Origin of the sequence: Mangrovimonas sp. YM274, assembly GCF_030908385.1 — a bacterium.
GTDB lineage: Bacteria > Bacteroidota > Bacteroidia > Flavobacteriales > Flavobacteriaceae > Mangrovimonas_A.
In genome coordinates, this window is the sequence record NZ_CP133091.1 from 592,166 (window position 1) to 612,008 (window position 19,843).

General features: G+C 38.4%; 15 protein-coding genes. 7 read left to right on the top strand and 8 right to left on the bottom strand.

Annotated features, from left to right (window positions below; translation table 11 throughout):
* Positions 1-194: 194 nt before the first annotated feature.
* A complete protein-coding gene (locus tag RBH95_RS02590) occupies positions 195-1,736 on the top strand; it encodes a ribonuclease E/G (RefSeq protein ID WP_307901180.1) in 1,542 nt (513 codons plus the stop codon).
* Between the two features lie 66 nt (positions 1,737-1,802).
* On the opposite strand, the gene RBH95_RS02595 is transcribed toward RBH95_RS02590, so the two are convergent.
* The 3 genes from RBH95_RS02595 to RBH95_RS02605 all read right to left on the bottom strand — a co-directional run bounded on the left by RBH95_RS02595 (position 1,803) and on the right by RBH95_RS02605 (position 4,709).
* Positions 1,803-2,843, bottom strand: coding sequence for an aldo/keto reductase (locus RBH95_RS02595; protein ID WP_307901181.1), 1,041 nt, complete (start codon positions 2,841-2,843; stop codon positions 1,803-1,805).
* A gap of 102 nt (positions 2,844-2,945) precedes the next feature.
* A complete protein-coding gene (locus RBH95_RS02600) occupies positions 2,946-3,905 on the bottom strand; it encodes an OmpA family protein (protein WP_307901182.1) in 960 nt (319 codons plus the stop codon).
* Positions 3,906-3,947: 42 nt separating this feature from the next.
* Entirely contained in the window at positions 3,948-4,709 is a 762-nt protein-coding gene (locus RBH95_RS02605; RefSeq protein WP_307901183.1) for an exodeoxyribonuclease III, read from the bottom strand.
* A 245-nt stretch (positions 4,710-4,954) separates the two neighbouring features.
* Here RBH95_RS02605 and RBH95_RS02610 point away from each other — a divergent pair, with 245 nt between their 5' ends.
* Both RBH95_RS02610 and RBH95_RS02615 read left to right on the top strand, forming a co-directional pair.
* Entirely contained in the window at positions 4,955-8,365 is a 3,411-nt protein-coding gene (locus RBH95_RS02610) for a hypothetical protein (RefSeq protein WP_307901184.1), read from the top strand.
* A 77-nt stretch (positions 8,366-8,442) separates the two neighbouring features.
* The gene (locus RBH95_RS02615; protein WP_307901185.1) at positions 8,443-9,054 is read left to right on the top strand and encodes a DUF3575 domain-containing protein; all 612 of its coding nucleotides are present in this window, start codon (positions 8,443-8,445) and stop codon (positions 9,052-9,054) included.
* A 72-nt stretch (positions 9,055-9,126) separates the two neighbouring features.
* Here the strand turns inward: RBH95_RS02615 and RBH95_RS02620 are convergent, their stop codons facing one another.
* Both RBH95_RS02620 and RBH95_RS02625 read right to left on the bottom strand, forming a co-directional pair.
* Entirely contained in the window at positions 9,127-10,668 is a 1,542-nt protein-coding gene (locus RBH95_RS02620; RefSeq protein WP_307901186.1) for a glycine--tRNA ligase, read from the bottom strand.
* Positions 10,669-10,728: 60 nt separating this feature from the next.
* Positions 10,729-11,613, bottom strand: a complete 885-nt coding sequence (locus RBH95_RS02625; RefSeq protein ID WP_307901187.1) for a hypothetical protein — start codon at positions 11,611-11,613, stop codon at positions 10,729-10,731.
* A gap of 72 nt (positions 11,614-11,685) precedes the next feature.
* Between RBH95_RS02625 and RBH95_RS02630 the strand changes: the two genes are divergently transcribed.
* Positions 11,686-12,363: a ComF family protein gene (locus RBH95_RS02630; RefSeq protein ID WP_307901188.1), complete on the top strand. Its 678-nt coding sequence runs from the start codon at positions 11,686-11,688 to the stop codon at positions 12,361-12,363.
* Positions 12,364-12,463: 100 nt separating this feature from the next.
* Positions 12,464-14,074 (top strand): Ig-like domain-containing protein, encoded by a 1,611-nt coding sequence (locus RBH95_RS02635; RefSeq protein WP_307901189.1) that lies wholly within the window; start codon positions 12,464-12,466, stop codon positions 14,072-14,074.
* Here RBH95_RS02635 and RBH95_RS02640 read toward each other — a convergent pair.
* On the bottom strand, positions 14,063-14,842 hold the full coding sequence (locus RBH95_RS02640; protein ID WP_307901190.1) for an amidohydrolase: 780 nt from the start codon (positions 14,840-14,842) through the stop codon (positions 14,063-14,065). The two genes, RBH95_RS02635 and RBH95_RS02640, sit on opposite strands and share 12 nt — an antisense overlap.
* 175 nt (positions 14,843-15,017) lie before the next feature.
* On the opposite strand from RBH95_RS02640, the gene RBH95_RS02645 reads away from it, so the two are divergent.
* The gene (locus RBH95_RS02645) at positions 15,018-17,120 is read left to right on the top strand and encodes a S46 family peptidase (protein ID WP_307901191.1); all 2,103 of its coding nucleotides are present in this window, start codon (positions 15,018-15,020) and stop codon (positions 17,118-17,120) included.
* A 55-nt stretch (positions 17,121-17,175) separates the two neighbouring features.
* On the opposite strand, the gene RBH95_RS02650 is transcribed toward RBH95_RS02645, so the two are convergent.
* Entirely contained in the window at positions 17,176-17,649 is a 474-nt protein-coding gene (locus tag RBH95_RS02650) for a very short patch repair endonuclease (protein ID WP_307901192.1), read from the bottom strand.
* A gap of 118 nt (positions 17,650-17,767) precedes the next feature.
* Complete coding sequence (gene ahcY, locus RBH95_RS02655; protein WP_307901193.1) at positions 17,768-19,084, bottom strand: adenosylhomocysteinase; 1,317 nt, start codon at positions 19,082-19,084, stop codon at positions 17,768-17,770.
* A gap of 130 nt (positions 19,085-19,214) precedes the next feature.
* On the opposite strand from ahcY, the gene RBH95_RS02660 reads away from it, so the two are divergent.
* Positions 19,215-19,841, top strand: a complete 627-nt coding sequence (locus RBH95_RS02660; protein ID WP_307901194.1) for a 4'-phosphopantetheinyl transferase superfamily protein — start codon at positions 19,215-19,217, stop codon at positions 19,839-19,841.
* The last annotated feature ends 2 nt before the right edge of the window (positions 19,842-19,843 follow it).

The following is a 19,843-nucleotide window of genomic DNA, read 5'->3' on the forward strand; positions in this document are numbered from 1 at the left end:
GAAATAAAATGAAAAAGTAGTTTTTTAACTACTTTTTCATTTTTTTAAGTAACGTTCTTTGATATTTAGTTCATAATAATTTTGCCCTTACCTTGGCAAGATATGGACTTAACGGAAAATACTTTCTGTGTCAAAAATAAAGAGTATAATCCATCTGCTTCCAAAGCTTTTTGGAGTGGATATAAATTTACAGTATGGATAAAGAATTGATTATAAGATCTGGTTCCGATATTGTTGATTTTGCCTTATTAAAAGATGGAAAACTTATTGAATTACATAAAGATGAAGAAGATAACAACTTTTCGGTTGGTGATGTGTTTATAGCCAAAATTAGAAAAGCTGTTCCGGGCCTGAATGCCGCATTCGTGAATGTGGGGTATGAAAAGGATGCTTTTTTGCACTATCATGATTTAGGACCTAAATTACCTTCGCTTTTAAAATTCGTAAAACGTGTAAGCACAGGAAAAAACACCGATTTTTTACTCAAAAACTTTCAGTTTGAAAAGGATATCGATAAGGATGGCAGCATTTCAAATGTATTAAAAGCCAACCAATCTATCTTAGTTCAAATTGTAAAGGAGCCAATTTCCACCAAAGGTCCCCGCATTAGTTCAGAACTGTCTATTGCAGGGCGTTATTTGGTGTTGGTGCCGTTTTCAGATCGCATTTCAATTTCTCAAAAAATTGAATCCAAAGAGGAAAAAGACCGTTTGAAACGCTTGGTAAAAAGCATTACGCCAAAGGGATTTGGAGTCATTGTACGTACCGTAGCCGAAGACAAAAAGGTTGCCGAATTGGACAAAGACCTGCAAAACTTGCTCAACAGGTGGACGGCCATGTGTAAAAAATTGAACAGAGCACATCATCCAAGCAAAGTGCTGGGAGAAATGAACAAAGCATCCTCTATTTTGAGGGATATTTTTAACGATTCATTCTCTAGCATTATTGTAGATGATGAAGCTATGTACGGTCAAATTAAAGATTATGTGCAAGAAATTGCACCTAATAAAGAGTCCATTGTAAAGTTGTATAAAAATGGCGTGCCAATCTTTGAAAAGTTTGGTATAGAACGCCAAATAAAAACATCTTTCGGACGCACAGTATCTATGGCCAAGGGCGCCTATTTGGTAATTGAACACACCGAAGCCCTTCACGTTATAGATGTTAACAGTGGTAATCGCTCCAACAAAGAAAAAAATCAAGAGGACACTGCTTTAGAAGTCAATTTAATATCAGCATCAGAAATAGCCCGACAGCTGCGCTTGCGCGATATGGGCGGTATCATCGTAGTGGATTTCATTGACATGGGGAAAGCAGAGAACCGGAAAAAACTTTACAATCATCTTCGCGACGAAATGCAGGATGATAAAGCAAAGCATAAAATATTGCCTCCTAGTAAGTTTGGGCTGGTACAAATCACCAGACAACGTGTACGCCCAGAGCGCAATATTGAAACCAAGGAAGAAAATCCTAACGGTGCTGGAGATGAAATAGAAGCGCCAATTAAAATTGTGCAAAAGATTACCCAGGACATGGAACGTATTTTCAAAAAAGACTACAAAAAGGTGACCCTAAACACACATCCTTTTATAGCGGCCTTTTTAACAAAAGGCTTTCCTTCAATACGTTCTAAATGGTTTTTAGAACATAAAAAATGGGTAAAGGTATTACCCAGAGATGCTTACACATATCTTGAATATCATTTTTTTGACAAAAATGGTAAGGAAATCAAATAATATCAAAAACAAACCCCTTTCAAATAATATTGGAAGGGGTTTTTTGTTTGTAATGTTGAATTTTGCTTAAGTGGCGGGATTTGGCATTAGTGTGTGCACTTCATTGATAGCTTTTAAAAGATCATCATTTAAGGCTACATGAATACTTCCGATATTTTCTTCAAGTTGTTCTAGGCTGGTAGCGCCTATAATATTACTGGTTACAAAAGGTTGTTGCGTAACAAAAGCCAACGACATTTGGGCCAATGTCATATTGTTACCTTCTGCAATTTCTAGGTAGCGTTTGGTGGCTTCGGTACATTGTTCGCTGCTATATCTAGAGAATCTAGGGAATAGTTTTAATCTAGCATTGTCGGCTGCCGTGCCTTTGATATATTTTCCAGACAAGACTCCAAAGGCCATAGGTGAATAGGCCAATAAACCAATATTTTCCCGAATGGAGATTTCTGCCAAATCGCCTTCAAAAGTTCTGTTTAAAAGAGAGTAGGCATTTTGAATGGTTTTCATTCTTGGTAAGCTGTTCTTTTTGGATTCTTCCAAAAAACGCATGGTTCCCCAAGCCTTTTCATTGCTTAAACCAATATGACGGATTTTTCCAGCTTTAATTTGAAGATCTAATTTATGAAGGACTTCCTTAAAGTTGTCTTCCCATGCATCATTGGGATTGTGTTTGTAATCACGAGTTCCAAAGGTGTTGGTTTCACGTTCTGGCCAATGAATTTGATAGAGGTCTATATAATCCGTTTGAAGACGTTTTAATTCATTATTTACGGCTTCTTCAATGGAATCTCCTTGAAGTCCTGTAGTTCTAATATGGGCTGTATAATCACTAGGGCGGCCTACAATTTTACTAGCGATAATCACCTTGTCGCGATTTCCCCGTTCCTTTAACCAGTTGCCTATAATCTTACTAGTGGATCCTTGGGTTTCAGGGCTTGCAGGTACTGGATACATTTCTGCCGTATCAAAGAAATTGATGCCTTTATCCAAAGCCATGTCCATTTGGGCAAAACCTTCTTCTTGGGTGTTTTGGTTGCCCCAAGTCATGGTGCCTAAACAAATTTTACTAACTTTTATGTCGGTATGAGGTATAGTGGTGTATTTCATTGTATGTTGCTGTTTTGTATTCGAAAAAAAGAAGGTTAAAGATAAAAAAACCTTTCCGCGCTAAGCATGGAAAGGTTTTAAAACTATGTTAATGTTATTGGTTTAGATATCCTCCAACAGTTTCGATATTTCGTCCAATTTAGGTGTTAGAATAACTTCAATACGTCTGTTTTTAGCTCTCCCTTCTGGAGTATCATTGGAAGCTATTGGCGCAAATTCCCCACGTCCGGCCGCCGTTAAGTTTTCAGGGTTGATGGAAGGGTTTTCTCTTAAAATGTTTACAATGGCTGTAGCACGTTTTGTAGACAAATCCCAGTTTCCTTTTAACTGCCCATTGCCTTGGTAAGGCACGTCATCTGTATGGCCTTCAATTAAAATAGCAATATCTGGATTTTCTGCCAATACGCTACCCAATTGCTGAACGGCCTCTTTACCATTCGCACCTACAGCCCAGCTTCCAGATTGGAATAATAATTTATTCTCCATAGAAATGTAAACTTTTCCACCGCGTTGCTCAACGGTTAATCCTTTACCTTCAAAGTTGGTCAAGGCTTTGGAAATGGCGTCCTTAAGTTGTCCCATGGCGGCATCTTTGGAAGCAATCACGTGCTCCAATTCTGCCACACGTTGTGAGCGAGCTTCCAATTCTTGCTTTAGTTTCTCCAAACGGGCATTTTCGTTTGCCAAAGCTTGCTCTTTAGCTTCCAATTGGGCTAAAAGCTCTCGGTTTTTCTGTGCGTTCTTTGCAATTTCCGAAGAACTGTTTTTCTCAAGGGCGTCGTAAGACGACTTCAAGTTGGATAAGTTGGCTTTGGTAGCTTCGTAGTCACTTTTTAAGGCGTCACGCTGTGCCACGGCAGCATCATATTCTTTTTGTAATCTGTCAAGATCGTTTTTGGTCTTGTTCAAGTTTTCCGAAAGGCTGCTGTTTTGGTCAGCCAAATCGCGATTTTCTTTCTTCAATTCGGCATATTTGTCTTCCAAATCGGTGTAGATTTTTTTGGAAACACAGGAAGTGGCCAACATAAGTGAAAGGGCAACAACTGAAATTTTTTTAAGCATACGGGATAAATTTTTAAATGTTGTTTAGTAATAAAATTTGGTTTAAGCTTCTATTTCCAATAAAATTGGACAGTGGTCGCTATGAACTGCTTCTGACAGGATAACGCTTCTTTTGATTTTTTCTTGTAAAGGCTCGGTTACCATGCTGTAATCCAAACGCCAGCCTTTATTATTGGCTCTGGAATTGGCTCTATAGCTCCACCAAGTGTATTCTTGTTTTTCGGGGTGCAAATGTCTGAAGGCATCTATAAATCCGCTATCGATAAACTGTCCCAACCATTCGCGTTCTTCTGGTAAAAACCCGGAAACTCCCTTCATTTTAGGATTGTGGATATCAATTTCTTCATGACAAATATTGTAATCGCCACACACAATTAGGTTTGGGTGGGTTTCACGCAAGTTGTCTAAATATTCATGAATCATGTTCATATATTCAAATTTGTGGGCCAACCTATCGTCATTGGTTCCTGAAGGCAAATACATGCTCATTACAGAAACCCCATTAAAGTCAGCTCTTAGGTTGCGACCTTCAAAATCCATGGACTCAATTCCTGTGCCATACTCCACATGGTCGGGTTCAATTTTGCTTAAAATGGCAACCCCGCTATAGCCTTTTTTTTGTGCGCTGAACCAATAGTTGTGGGTATAGCCTGCTTCGGTAAAAAGATCGAGGTCTAATTGGCTTTCCATAGCCTTTATTTCTTGAAGGCAGATAACATCAGGATTTGCACTTTTGAGCCAGTCCATAAATCCTTTGTTAATAGCTGCCCTGATGCCATTGACATTGTAAGAAATGATTTTCATATATGATTGTAAATTAAATAGAATGCTGCCGTTTGTTCTGTTTTGTACAGATGCGATTTAAGAAACGGCAAATTTCAGCTAAAATAAATAATACAGTACTTTTACGCCATTATTTTATGGAGCTTTTAACGATAAAATAATTTTTATCTTATGAAGTTTTAGTATCAGATGAAATACTACGGTCTTAAAGGTGATATGTAAGACCAAAGTTTGACATCTGCTGAAAAGGAAGTTTAAATCCCGTAATGAGAATACCGCTAAGTGTTATATGTTTATTCCTGTCGTTTTGTGCATTTGCGCAGGAGCTTCCGTCACATTACAGGACTAAAAAACTGGCGGTTCGCGATACTGTTCAAATTGATACCGTGAGTATTAATTCCAGTAGGTTTTTGGTAAAAACAAAACGGAACACTCCTGTAGATTCATCCTTTTATTTCATCGATTTTTCAAAAGCCTTGTTGGTGTTTAAAAAGCCAATTGAAACGGATACTATTGTTGTAGACTATTTGCGGTTCCCTGATTTTATGACACGGCGTTATTTTCAGTTGGACGACAAAATCATTGTTGAAGATACCAAAGACATGCAGCGTTTGTACAAACTGCAGCAGTCTACTGTGGAGAAAACATTTACGCCTTTTGAAGGATTGTCTACTTCGGGTAGTATTTCTCGTGGAGTCACCATTGGGAACAACCAGAATTCTGTATTGAATAGTGAATTGGATTTGCAGATTTCTGGTAAATTGAGTGATAAAGTATCGCTTAGGGCATCTATTCAAGATGCTAATATTCCTCTGCAGGAAAGTGGCTATTCCCAACGTTTGGATGAATTTGATCAGGTATTTATTGAACTGATGAGCGACCGATGGAACATCAGGGCGGGAGATATCGATTTGGGTACGACCAATACCTATTTTGGAAATTTCAGCAAGCGGGTTCAGGGTTTGTTGGTAAATGCCAATTTGGAGCATCCTAACTCCGAAACAAACCTATTTGCTTCGGGTGCTTTGGTGAGAGGGCAGTTTACCACGAGTAAATTTACGGCAGAAGAAGGAAATCAAGGGCCTTATAAATTGCGTGGCCCCAATAATGAGTTGTTTGTGTTGATAGTATCTGGGAGTGAAACGGTGTATGTAAATGGCGTTCCTGTGGAGCGGGGCGAAAACAAGGATTATATCATAGATTACAATGCGGGAGAGATTATTTTCAATTCTACCTATCCCATTACTTCGGAAATGCGGATCACGGTCGATTATCAATTTAGTGAGCGCAATTATTCCAGGTTTATAGTGTTTGGAGGTGGTGCCCACGAAACCGAAAAGCTCAAAATAGGCGCTTCTGTCTATTCCGAAGTAGATGCTAAAAATCAACCTTTGCAGCAAAACTTGTCCGACGATCAAAAGGAAATTTTGTTCAACGCAGGAGACGACAATTCATTGATGGTGGCACCATCTGCCATTCCTGAAACCTTTAGCGATAACAGGATTCTCTACAGGAAGGAGGTGGTTGATGGAGAAGAAATTTATGTGTTCTCCAGTAATCCTGAGGATGAACTGTACAGTGTGAAGTTTACTTTGGTAGGAGACAATCAAGGCAATTATATTTTGGTGAGCAGCGATGCTATTTCCAATATTTATGAATACGTTGCACCGATAAATGGTGTGCCACAAGGAAATTATGAGCCTGTTGTAAAACTAATAGCGCCTACCAAATTGCAATTGGCAGTGGTAAATGCTTCCTATCAACCTACGGATAAAACCGATATTTATTTTGAAGTAGCTGGGAGCAAAAATGATGAAAACCTATTTTCTACTTTGGACGATGGCAATAACGATGGTTTTGCGGCGAAGTTGAAAGTGAAACAGGCTTTGGTGAAAACGGATAGTCTGTGGAACTTAAACGTGTTTGTGGATGGCGATATCATCCAAAAGAATTTTAAGACAATCCAGCGGTTGTACTATGCTGAATTTAACAGAGACTGGAATTTGGAAGATCCCTTAGGCAATCAAAGTTTATTGACTGCTGGAGTGGAGTTGTTGCACTCTAAAAAAGGGACAGCCAATTATAGGTTTGAACATCTCAACTTCTCTGAAAACTTTAATGGGAATAAACACAATGTTTTTGCCAACTTATATTTGAATAAGTGGAGTATTTATTCAAATTCTAGCTTTTTGGATAATAGAAGTAGCTTAACGACATCTACGTTCTTAAGAAGTTTTAACCGTTTAACGTATAGTTTAAAAAAGCAATGGGTGGGAGGCAAATTCGCCATGGAAGATAATGAGCAAAGAGAACGCGCTACAGATGACCTTACTAATTTGAGTCAGCGTTTTAAAGCTTATGAAGTTTTTACTGGGGTTGGGGACAGTACAGGGGTATTTGTGGAGTTGGGCTATAAACATCGCGTCAATGATAGTTTAAGGGAAAACAGAATTACTAAGGTGAGCCATTCCAATACATACTATTTGAAATCCAAACTCATACAAAATACCAATACCAATCTTGGGGTGTATGTCAATTATAGAAATCTAAAGTCGGTGGATGCTCAAGTCGAGAATGAACAATCTTTAAACTCAAGAGTGGTGTTCAATCAAAAGTTGTTTAAACAAATCGTACTTTGGAATACCATTTATGAAACTAACTCGGGGACTTTGCCTCAGCAAGACTTTACCTATGTAGAAGTAGAGCCTGGCCAGGGAACATACAAATGGATTGATTATAATGATAATGGTGTTCAGGAACTCAATGAATTTGAAGTGGCGCAATTTCAGGATGAGGGACAATTCATTAGGGTGTTGTTGCCTAACCAAGTATTTGTAAAGACCCATCAAAACAGATTGAGCCAAACGCTAACTTTAAACCCTGCTCAATGGTCTGTTGAGGAGCCGGGGACCAAGAAGTTTTTGTCTCATTTCTATAACCAAACTTCTTTTTTGATTGATAGTAAAAACAAAAGGGAAGGCGGAGAGTTCAATTTAAACCCGTTTGTAACGGAAGAGGATGATCTTTTAGCCTTGAGCCAAAGTATTCGTAATGTGTTGTTCTTTAATCGCGGCAAACAGCGTTATACAACCTCGTACACGTTTTTGAGCAATCGAAACAGGACGGTATTGTCTATAGGATTTCAAGAGAATAAATTAAAAAGTCATCAGCTAAACTTTAACCATAAGTTTGCCAAGAGTTGGTTGTTTAATTTTCAAAATAGTGTGGGAACCAATGAAAGTTTGAGTGAAAATTATGCCAGTAGAAATTATGAGATTGAAGAGGTGAGGTGTCATCCAAAACTATCGTATTTATTCAATGAAAATGCGCGATTTGATGTGTTTTACCAATACACGACCAAAGAAAATGGTATTGGAGGTATGGAGTCACTTTCCCAAAACAATTACGGGGTGTCATTTACTTATAATAAAGCTCAAAAAGTGTCCTTGACGGGAGAACTCAACATGTTCCAAAATACTTTTGAAGGAAATTTGAATACGCCGGTTTCCTATCAGATTTTGGAAGGCTTGCAGCCTGGTAAAAACTTTACTTGGACCCTTTTGGCACAAAAGAAATTGACGAAGTTTTTAGACCTTAATCTTAACTATTTTGGACGCAAGACCGAAACCTCAGAAACCATACATACGGGAACGGTTCAATTGAAAGCATATTTTTAGAGATAAAGTAAAATTCTTACGCAACCTTTTTGTAGATTTCACATCTTAATTGGGATAACCAATCAATCATTAATGCTATGAAACATTTTAAACAAATGACTTTGTCAAAGGTGCTTACATTTTGTGCTTTTGCATTATTTTCTTCTGCAGTTGTAGCTCAAGAAACTCTTCATGATAATGAGGATGTGCCGAAAAGAATGGAGCTTAAAGCCAATGCCTTCAATCTTATTATCTTTAAAACAGTAGATATTTCGTTTGAATATTTAATCGATTCAGAATCTTCGATTGGGGTTTCAGCCCTTTTCAATCTCAACGATCCGGAAGAGGATCATTATGATGAACCATACTACAATGAAAGATTTGCGTTAACCCCTTATTATCGTCGTTATTTTTCAAGTAAATATGCTTGGGGGTTTTTCTTAGAAGCTTTTGGTATGTATAATCTGCAAGAAGATGGGTATTGGGAATATTCATATGATTCAGTGAATGATATCCAAAATAAAAGATATATTGAGGACACCTCTGGTAATATTGCCTTTGGGATGTCTGTTGGGGCTAAGTTTGTTAGTAGTAAAGGGTTTTTGTTTGAGTTTTATGGAGGAGTTGGAAGAAATATTTTCACCTCTAATGATGATGCCGCTTCCGAGCTGGTGCCGCGTTTAGGGGCTACTTTTGGGTATAGATTTTAAAGTTACTATAAGTGTAAATAAAAAATCCCAACCATTCGGTTGGGATTTTTTGTTCTGTAATGGAGATGAAGTTTACATCTTCATCAACCAATTTTTAACATCCACCTCTTGTTTGATAAGGTCTCTTAGTTCTTCAATTTTCACGCGCTTTTGCTCCATGGTGTCTCTATGACGTATGGTTACCGTTTGGTCTTCCAAAGTGTCATGGTCTACGGTAATACAAAATGGCGTTCCTAAGGCGTCCTGTCTTCTATAGCGTCTTCCAACGGCATCCTTTTCATCGTATACTACATTGAAATCCCATTTCAAGTCTTCTACAATTTGTCTTGCAACTTCTGGTAAGCCATCTTTCTTCACTAAAGGCAAAATAGCCGCTTTCGTAGGGGCTAAAACCGCAGGTAATTTCAATACCGTTCTGGTTGTATTGTTCTCCAATTCTTCTTCTTCCAAAGCATTTGAGAAAACGGCCAAGAACATACGATCTAAACCAATGGAGGTTTCCAAAACATAAGGTGTATAGCTGGCGTTTTCTTCATGATCGAAGTACTGAAGTTTTTTACCAGAAAACTCTTCATGCTGTTTCAAGTCGAAATCGGTGCGGGAATGGATGCCTTCCAATTCCTTAAATCCGAATGGGAACTTGAATTCTATATCGGTAGCGGCATCGGCATAGTGCGCCAATTTTTCGTGGTCGTGGTAACGGTAGTTATCAGGGCCTAGTCCTAAGGATAAATGCCATTTTAAACGATGTTCTTTCCAATAGTCAAACCATTCTTTTTGAGTGCCCGGCTTGATGAAAAATTGCATTTCCATTTGTTCAAACTCCCGCATTCTGAAGATGAATTGTCTGGCTACAATTTCATTTCTAAACGCTTTACCGGTTTGCGCAATTCCAAAAGGAATCTTCATACGTCCGGTTTTTTGAACATTCAAGAAGTTAACAAAAATCCCTTGAGCCGTTTCGGGGCGCAAGTACAAATCCATGGCGCTTTCTGCCGAAGCACCAAGCTTGGTTCCAAACATTAGGTTGAATTGCTTCACATCGGTCCAGTTTTTTGAACCTGTTAGAGGATCTGCAATTTCCAATTCTTCTATCAAGGCTTTAACATCGGCCAAATCCTCATTTTCCAAAGATTTTCCCATGCGGGACAAAATGCTGTTTATCTTTTCCTGGTATCCAAGAACCCTTGCGTTGGTAGAGATAAATTCTTCCTTGTTGAAAGCCTCTCCAAAACGTTTTTCGGCCTTTTTGATTTCTTTGTCAATTTTAGCCTCTATTTTAGCGCAATAGTCTTCAATTAAAACATCGGCTCTGTATCGTTTTTTAGAATCTTTATTGTCTATCAATGGGTCGTTAAAGGCATCGACGTGCCCAGACGCTTTCCAAGTTGTAGGATGCATAAAAATTGCAGCATCGATACCCACAATGTTTTCATGCATCTGTACCATGGCTTTCCACCAATAGTCGCGTATGTTTTTCTTTAGTTCAGCACCATTTTGTGCGTAGTCGTAAACAGCACTCAATCCGTCATATATTTCACTGCTTTGAAATATATATCCGTACTCCTTTGCGTGCGATATTACTTTTTTAAATTGATCGTCTTGATTTGCCATGCTGCAAAAATAAAAAACCGCTCTGATTATGGGAGCGGTTTTTAAAAATATATTTAAGGATTATTGTAGTGTAACTTGCGTGGCTCCCAGTTTTCTGTCTTTATAAAATACATTGACAAAATAGGTGCCTTTTATAAGAGGCTTTTCTTTTTCATTAGGCTCAATATCGATGGCAATATCCATGACGTTACCAAGATAGTTTACCGTTTTTTTGGAACTGTAAATGAGCGAAGAATCACCAAAAGTGGTAGAGCCTTTATCGGCCATTACATTGTTGTTGGGATTCACAATTTGAATGTAAAGATCCTTGTCGCCTTCTTCTGCTAACGCATTTTCGGCCAGAGTGAAATTTACCTCGATACGGTCTGCTTTGGTGGCACGTCTGGTCTCTTTTTTACGGCCTAAAAAGCTTTTGTAAGCTCGGGCTTCAAAGGAATTCGCGGTAAGAAGTGCTCCTTTCTTAAGATGGTTACTCAGGATTCTGTTTTCTTTCTTTAAACTGTTGTTTGTACTGCGCTCTTTTTTTAATTCATTATATGCCAAAAGTTTTTCGCGCTGCAATAACATGTTTGCATCCTTTAGTGAATCGATTGCCTTGAACAGATGATCGTTTCTTGTCTTTAAAAGGGAAAGCTGGTGTTTGAATTTAGAGATGACAGATAGGTCGCTGCGAAGGATTCGAAGAGAATCTAAGGTAAGCTCTGCATTTCTTTTAGCCTCTTTTACCTGAGAGGACATTAAATTATTGGACTCCATAATGTCGTCGTATCTCAAAATCATTTGAGATAGTTCGTTTTCCATTAAGTGTTTTTCACTCTCTAAAAATTGCTCGTTAGCTCTAATGGATTGGTAACTTGTAAAACTGTATACAGTTAAAACAGCTAAAGCAATAATTAATGAACCAATAATTAATCTGTAGTTAAAAAATTGAGGGTTAACTATCATTATTAATTCGTTATTTATCGCATCCAAAATATAGTTTTATGTTAAGTTTAGATTATTTTTATCGATGAAGTGATGAAAAATTTGTTAAACTTATTCTTTCCGAAGGTTTGCCCAGGGTGTAGTGCCCATTTGGGCGACTATGAGGACTATGTTTGTTTGGAGTGTAGGCATGAGTTACCTCTTACAAATTTCCACTTTAATGGAGATGAGCGTGTTAAAAATGTACTCTATGGAAGGGTGCCTTTGGAACATGCTACTTCCTTATTGCATTTTTCAAAAAAGGGGATTGTCCAGCAGTTATTACATAATTTAAAGTATCGAGGTCAAGAAGATGTAGGATTGTTTTTAGGGAAATGGTTGGGACAAGAACTTAAAAATTTGGAGGCCTATCGAAATATTGACTTGGTCGTGCCAGTCCCCATTCATAAGGCTAAGATGCGAAAGCGTGGCTATAACCAAGTGCATAAATTTGGAGAAGAAATTGCAGCAGCTTTACAGGTGCCCTTCAACAACAAAATTTTACAAAAGAGGTCTTCAACCAAAACACAGGTTTTTAAAGATCGCTTACGGCGATTGGATACCGATAAATCTACTTTTCGAGTTGCTGATGAAAATGAATTAAAAGGAAAGCATTTGTTGCTAGTAGACGATATTATAACCACTGGAGCTACGGTGGAAGCCTGTGCCCAGGTATTGTTGAATATTGAAGGGGTGTCCTTAAGTTTGGCAACAATGGCTATGACTGATTAATGAAAAGACTTTAAGCCTTCCTGTAAACGACAATTTTCAATAGAGCATACCGTTTGTATACCAAATAAGTTGTTAATTTGCGTAAAAATTAAGCCTTAGGATGTTACAAAAGTGTATTAAAACGTTAGCGGTCTTTACTGTAGTTCTTAGTATTGTGGGGTGTGCCAATAGGGGGACGCCAACAGGCGGGGAGAAGGATATGGAGCCACCAAAAATTGTAAAGTCCGTTCCTGAAAATTTTTCCACAAATTTCAAGGCTTCCGAGATTAGAATTTACTTCGATGAGTATATCAAGGTGAAAAACATGCAAAAGCAATTGATTATTTCACCGCCTATGGAATACCAACCGGATATTACACCCATGGGGTCGGCAAGTAAGTATATCAAAATTAAAATAAAAGATACCCTTCAGCCTAATACTACCTATGCTTTCAATTTTGGACAAAGTATTGTGGATAACAATGAAGAGAACCCTTATCCGTATTACAAATATGTGTTTTCAACAGGAAGTTATATCGATTCGCTTTCGGTAAAAGGTTTGATTTTGGATGCTGAAAATAAAGAGCCAGATACATTTGTATCCGTAATGCTTTATGAAATGGATTCAACCTATACGGATTCTGTAATCTATAAAAAGAAGCCTAAATATATCACCAATACCTTGGACAGCTTGACTACATTTAGCCTTGAAAACCTTAAGGAGGGAAAATATATGATGGTGGCGCTTAACGATAAAAATGGGAACTATACCTTTGAACCCAAAGTTGATAAAATTGGGTTTCATAGAGGGGTTGTAAAGGTGCCAAACGATACTATTTATACGTTAAAGCTATTTTCTGAGGAATTGGATTTTAGAGCCATCAAACCAAAGCAGATTGCTGAAGAAAAAATAGCATTTGGTTACGAGGGGAATGCCAAAAATATGGAAATTCAGCTTTTGGAAGACATGCCTTCCGATTATGAAACTAGAATTACCAAAGATGCCAAAGCTGATACCTTGTATTATTGGTACAAACCAAAAATGGAACTTGATTCGGCGCGATTTGTGGTTAGAAATGACAAGTATACAGATACCTTGATTCATATTTATAGAGAATTGGAAAGGGATAGTTTGGAAGTGAAAGCGCTAAAACCTGGAACACTATCTTTTAACGAGGATTTTGCCCTAGAAGGGACTACGCCTTTTGTGAAGATTAATGAGCAAAAGATTAAAATTACCGATAAAGATACGCTTGAAGTGCCTTACAAAACAGAGTTCGACACCTTAAACAATATCTATACGTTTAAGTTTGATAAAACAGAAGCTAACAATTACAATATTGAAATGTTGCCAGAAGCTTTGACTGGATTTTTTGGTCATGTTAATGATACCCTAAACTTCAACGTAAAGACCAAAAACTACACCGATTACTCCAACATGCGTGTGACTTTGCAGAATGCCAAGTTTCCAGTGATTGTTCAATTAACAACGGAAAAGGGCGAGGTGAAATATGAACAATTCGCTACCGAGAATAGAGTGTTCGATTTTAGGTATATTGAACCTGTGAATTATTACTTAAGAGTAATTTTTGACACGAACGGCAACCAAAAATGGGATACTGGTAACTATTTGCAAAAACGTCAGCCAGAGCGTATCAGTTACTATCCTGAGTTAATAAAAGATGCTAGAGCCAATTGGGATCCAATTATTGAGTTTCCGTTATTGGATTAAAAATGTATCCCTATCGTTTAAAAACTTCAGTTTATTTCTGTAAAAGTTTAGGTGATTACGCTCTAAAGTAAGGATGCCAACATATTCTTTGTTGGGTCTTATCGGTGAAATATTGTTGCCTAAAATATCATAGGCTGTAGAATGGCCACAATACTCATTGTCTTTTTCGTCTAGGCCAACCCTGTTCACGCCAATAGTGTAGCACATATTTTCAATAGCTCTAGCTTTTAATAAAGTGTCCCAGGCTACAATGCGGGGTTTGGGCCAATTGGCAACGTAAATCAGTAGGTCGTAATCCTCTTTGTTACGGCTCCAAACAGGAAAGCGTAGATCGTAGCAAATTAAAGGGCAAATTTTCCAACCACGATAGTCTACAATCAGCTTTTCTGTTCCGGAAGCATAGACTTTGTCTTCGCCTACCAAGGAAAAGGTGTGACGTTTATCGTAATGCTCAATTGTTCCATCTGGTTGAACAAACAACAGGCGGTTGTAGACTTTTGAGTCGTCCTCAATAATCAGGCTTCCCACAATAGCGGCATCTTTTTCCGAAGCCAGTTTCTTCATCCAATCTACAGATTTGCCATCCATAGTTTCGGCCTGTGCTTTGGCATTCATGGTAAAGCCTGTAGTGAACATTTCGGGTAGTACAATGAGGTCTACCTTTTGGTTGATGCTTTCAATGGATTCTTTGAATTGTTTGCGGTTCTGTTTAGGGTTTTCCCAAGCCAGTTCCTGTTGGATAAATGCTACTTTAAGTTGGTCCTGCATACAGTAAATGTAATCATATTACTATAAATCCGCTCTTCAAAATCTAAGTTTTTTTATGTTAATGAAATATAGGAGTGTTCCCTTTTTGTAAGCGAGTTCTTGCGTTAAAGGTTTGATAAAGAGCTCTTGGTTTTCAAAAGGGTTTCTTAAATTTGCGCCTCTTAAAAACTTACTTATGAAATATTTCAAGATACTATTACTCTTTATTACACTTCAGGTGACTGCCCAACAAGGGGGGATGTGGATTCCTTCACTTTTAGAAGGGATGAATGAAGCCGAAATGGAGTCTTTAGGAAGTAAACTGACCGCTCAGGATATTTACGATGTCAACAATTCCAGTTTAAAGGATGCCGTTGTGCATTTCAATGGCGGGTGTACTGCTGAGGTGATTTCTCCAAAGGGATTGATTTTGACTAACCATCACTGCGGATATGGACAAATTCAAGCACATTCTTCATTGGAAAATGATTATTTGAAGAATGGATTTTGGGCCATGAGCTTGGAAGAAGAATTGCCAAACAATGATCTTTATGTGGAATTCATTGTTCGAATTGATGATGTTACTGAGCAGGTTTTGGAAGGAACCAATGGCGAAATGTCTGCCAAAGAATTACAGTCGTTAACCGATTCTAATAGCAGCAAAGTGCTCAAAGACGTGAAGAAAGAAGATTGGCAGAGAGCAAAAATCAAGTCTTTTTACAAAGGAAACCAGTACTTTTTGTTTGTAACAGAACGCTTCGAAGACGTACGTTTGGTGGGAACACCTCCAAACAGTATTGGTAAGTTTGGTAGCGATACCGACAATTGGGTGTGGCCTCGCCATACTGGTGATTTTTCTATGTTTAGAATTTATGCCGACCAAAATAACCGCCCAGCAAAATACGCAGCAGACAATGTGCCTTACACGCCTAAACACTATTTACCGGTGTCCTTGGACGGGGTTTCCGAAGATGATTTTACTATGGTATTTGGTTTTCCAGGACGCACCAATGAGTATTTACCAGCAGTGGCAGTTGAGCAGATTGTAAAAAAAGTGAACCCAAGTAATATTGCTATTAGGGAAGCGGCTTTAAAGGTGATTGATGGGTATATGAAACAGAATGACGAAATACGAATTCAATATGCTTCAAAGCAAGCTAGAATTGCCAACTATTGGAAAAAATGGATTGGTGAAAATCTAGGCTTGGAAAAAAGCAATGCTGTAGCCATTAAACGCAATATGGAAGCTGAGTTTACAAGTCTTTTAAAAGAGAAGGGCCTTGTTGAGCAGTATGGAAATGTTTTGCCACAGTTGGAACAATTATATGCGCAGATTGAAGCTGTTAATGTTAAGCGTGGAAATTTCAATGAGATTTTTAAGCGTAATAATGAGCTTATGGACATCATGTTCAGATTGGACCAAATGGAGCGCGCTGCAGCTAAAGGAGAGGAAGCTTTTGATCGTTCAAGAGATATCGTTGTAGATAAGTTGATCAGTATTTATAAGGATTTTAATGCAGATGTAGATCAAGGTGTTTTTGAAGCCATCATGCCTTTGTATACCCAAAATGTGGATGCCACCATTTATAAAAACACCAGTTTCACCGATTTAAAATCGGCCATGAAAGTTTTGGATGGAGATGCCAAGGAGGTTATTAAAAAACTGAATAAGGATAAGGCCTATAAATATGCGAAACCTTTTATTGAAGAATATCATAGCTCTTTAGATCCCGATTACAATGCCTTGAATGCTGAAATCAATAAATATCAAAAGCTCTATATGAAGGCCTTGATGGAGGTAATGCCAGATGAGCGTTATTTTCCAGATGCCAATAGTACCCTTCGTGTCACTTATGGAAAGGTAAAAGGATACGAGCCTAAGGATGCCGTGTATTATGATCCTATCACCTATTTGGATGGTGTGATGGAAAAATATGTGCCGGGTGATTATGAGTTTGAGGTTCCTGAAAGATTAAGAGAATTGTATGCTACAAAAGACTATGGTAATTATGCCGATACCAATGGGAAATTACCGGTTTGTTTTATCGGGACGAACCATACCACCGGAGGGAACTCAGGAAGTCCAGCCTTGGATGCCCATGGCAACTTGATAGGCTTGAATTTTGATCGTGTCTGGGAAGGCACTATGAGTGACATTTATTACAGCCCTGAAATTTGTAGAAACATTATGGTGGATGTGCGCTACATTTTATTCGTGATTGATAAATATGCGGGAGCTTCGAATTTAATTGAGGAAATGACTTTGGTCCACCCCAAGCAAGAACAAAACCTAAACTAAACAATGAGCCCTTTCAGATTTGAAAGGGCTTTTTTGTCTTATTTATTGAGTTTGCCTACCAATCATTCCGGCCTGTAGAGATATAGACCAAAACATCATTGATACATTGGTCCAGGTTGGTCTTGATTTCATGTGCCCAAAACCTGAAAACGGTAAATCCCATGGCTTCCAATGCTTGGTTTACTTGATAGTCTCGTTGCATATTGCGTTCTATTTTGGGAATCCAAAACTTACGGTTGCTTTTTATCTGGTCCTTTCGTTCGTCCCAATTGTAGCCATGCCAAAATTCCCCATCAATAAAAATAGCAAGGTTATACTTCTTAATGGAAACATCTGGTTTGCCTGGTAAGCTTTTACTATCCACGCGATACCTCACATTTTTTTGCCAAAGCGCTTTCCTAAAGCGCAGCTCTGGATTGGTGTTTTTACCACGAATACGGCTCATAATCTTGGAGCGTTGTTTAGTGGTGTAAAACCCTGCTTCCTCACTAAAACGAGGCACTTTAATATTGTCTTCTGGATATGCCATGACGTCTATGGAATATACGGAATTTTAAGGAGATATTTAGGATTGAAACATTCAGCCTAAAACAAAAAATCCCAAACCTTGAGGTTTGGGATTTGTATCATAAAGAATTTGAATTCTCTTAGTATCTGTAGTATTCTGGTTTGAAAGGACCTTCCACTTGTACACCGATATAATCGGCTTGGTCTTGTTTCAACTCAGTAAGTTCTACACCAATTTTGGCAAGGTGCAATTTGGCTACTTTCTCATCCAAATGCTTTGGCAACATATATACTTTGTTTTCGTAAGCATCTTTATTGGTCCAAAGTTCAATTTGTGCCAAAGTTTGGTTGGTAAACGAGTTGCTCATTACAAAACTTGGGTGTCCAGTCGCACAACCAAGGTTCACCAAACGTCCTTCTGCTAAAAGGATAATATCATTTCCGTTAACAGTATATTTATCAACCTGAGGCTTGATTTCAACTTTTGTTTCGCCGTGATTGGTTTTTAACCAAGCAACATCAATTTCGTTGTCAAAATGCCCAATGTTACAAACGATGGTTTTGTCTTTCATAGCTTCAAAGTGCTCACCGCGAACGATGTCTTTGTTTCCAGTTGTTGTGATTACGATATCAGCTTTTCCAACAACAGTTTCCAAACGTTTTACTTCGTATCCATCCATAGCTGCCTGTAAAGCACAAATAGGATCAATTTCAGTCACGGTTACAATACTTCCGGCACCTCTAAAAGAAGCGGCAGTCCCTTTACCTACGTCTCCATAACCACAAACTACAACACGTTTTCCTGCCAACATCACATCGGTAGCACGACGAATAGCGTCAACCGCACTTTCGCGACATCCGTATTTGTTGTCGAATTTAGATTTGGTTACAGAATCATTCACGTTGATAGCTGGCATTGGCAAAGTTCCGGCTTTCATACGTTCGTACAATCTGTGAACTCCAGTAGTCGTTTCTTCACTTAAACCGTTGATGCCTTCAACCAAATGTGGGTAACGGTCCAATACCATATTGGTAAGGTCTCCACCGTCATCCAAAATCATGTTAAGCGGTTGGCGGTCTTCACCAAAAAATAAGGTTTGCTCAATACACCAATCAAACTCCTCTTCCGTCATGTTTTTCCAAGCATAAACAGCCGTTCCCGCAGCGGCAATAGCAGCAGCAGCTTGATCTTGGGTAGAAAAAATGTTGCAAGAACTCCAGGTAACTTCGGCACCAAGGGCTTGAAGGGTTTCAATCAAAACAGCCGTTTGAATGGTCATGTGCAAACATCCAGCAATACGAGCACCTTTAAGCGGTTGAGACTCTTTGTATTCCTTACGTAAGCTCATCAATCCAGGCATTTCTGCTTCTGCCAATTCAATCTCTTTGCGTCCCCAGTCAGCCAATGACAGGTCTTTTACCTTAAATGGCTCGTAAGCCACAGTTTTTGTATCCATGTTTTATGTTTTTCTAGTGTTATAAGATGACACCTTTGGCAATACTCCCTAAAATAGTTAAATTCGCTTACCCAAAGTGGCATTGCTTTTTAAGCGGTGCAAAGATAACCAATAACTTTCAGAAAAGTAAATGCCTCTATATAAAACCCTTAATCCTAGTGCACAAACTTCTGTTAAAATCTGGAAGATAACAGAGTCCTATCAGGAGTTGTTTCAGCCTGTTACCCTAAAACCAGAAAGTTTACAGCGTGTGCAAAACATGAAAAGTGAATTGCACCAGCGAGGTTTTTTAAGCGTTCGTCATTTGCTGGCCGAATTTGGCTATACCGATGAGGATTTGTTTTATGACGAAAATGGGAAACCCCATTTAAAAGATGGAAAGCATATTTCTATAACCCATTCTTTTACCTTTTCTGCCGTAGTGGTAAGTGATGATGTGGTTGGGATTGATATTGAAAAACAGCGGGAAAAAATAGGGGTGATAGCTCATAAGTTTATGGACTATGAGTTTAAGTATTTGAAGAATAACGAGGCCGATTATATCAATAAGCTTACAGTGATTTGGTGTGTTAAAGAGTCTTTGTATAAGCTTTTTGCAACCCCTGGATTGAGTTTTTTGCAGCATACTTTAGTGATTCCGTTTATGATGAATGATGGCGAAACCACGGCGTGGATAGATTATAAAAACAAAAAGAGCCGCTATCACGTGGCGTTTTTGGAGTTTGAAGGATTTACCTGTGCTTATACACTTCCGTAACT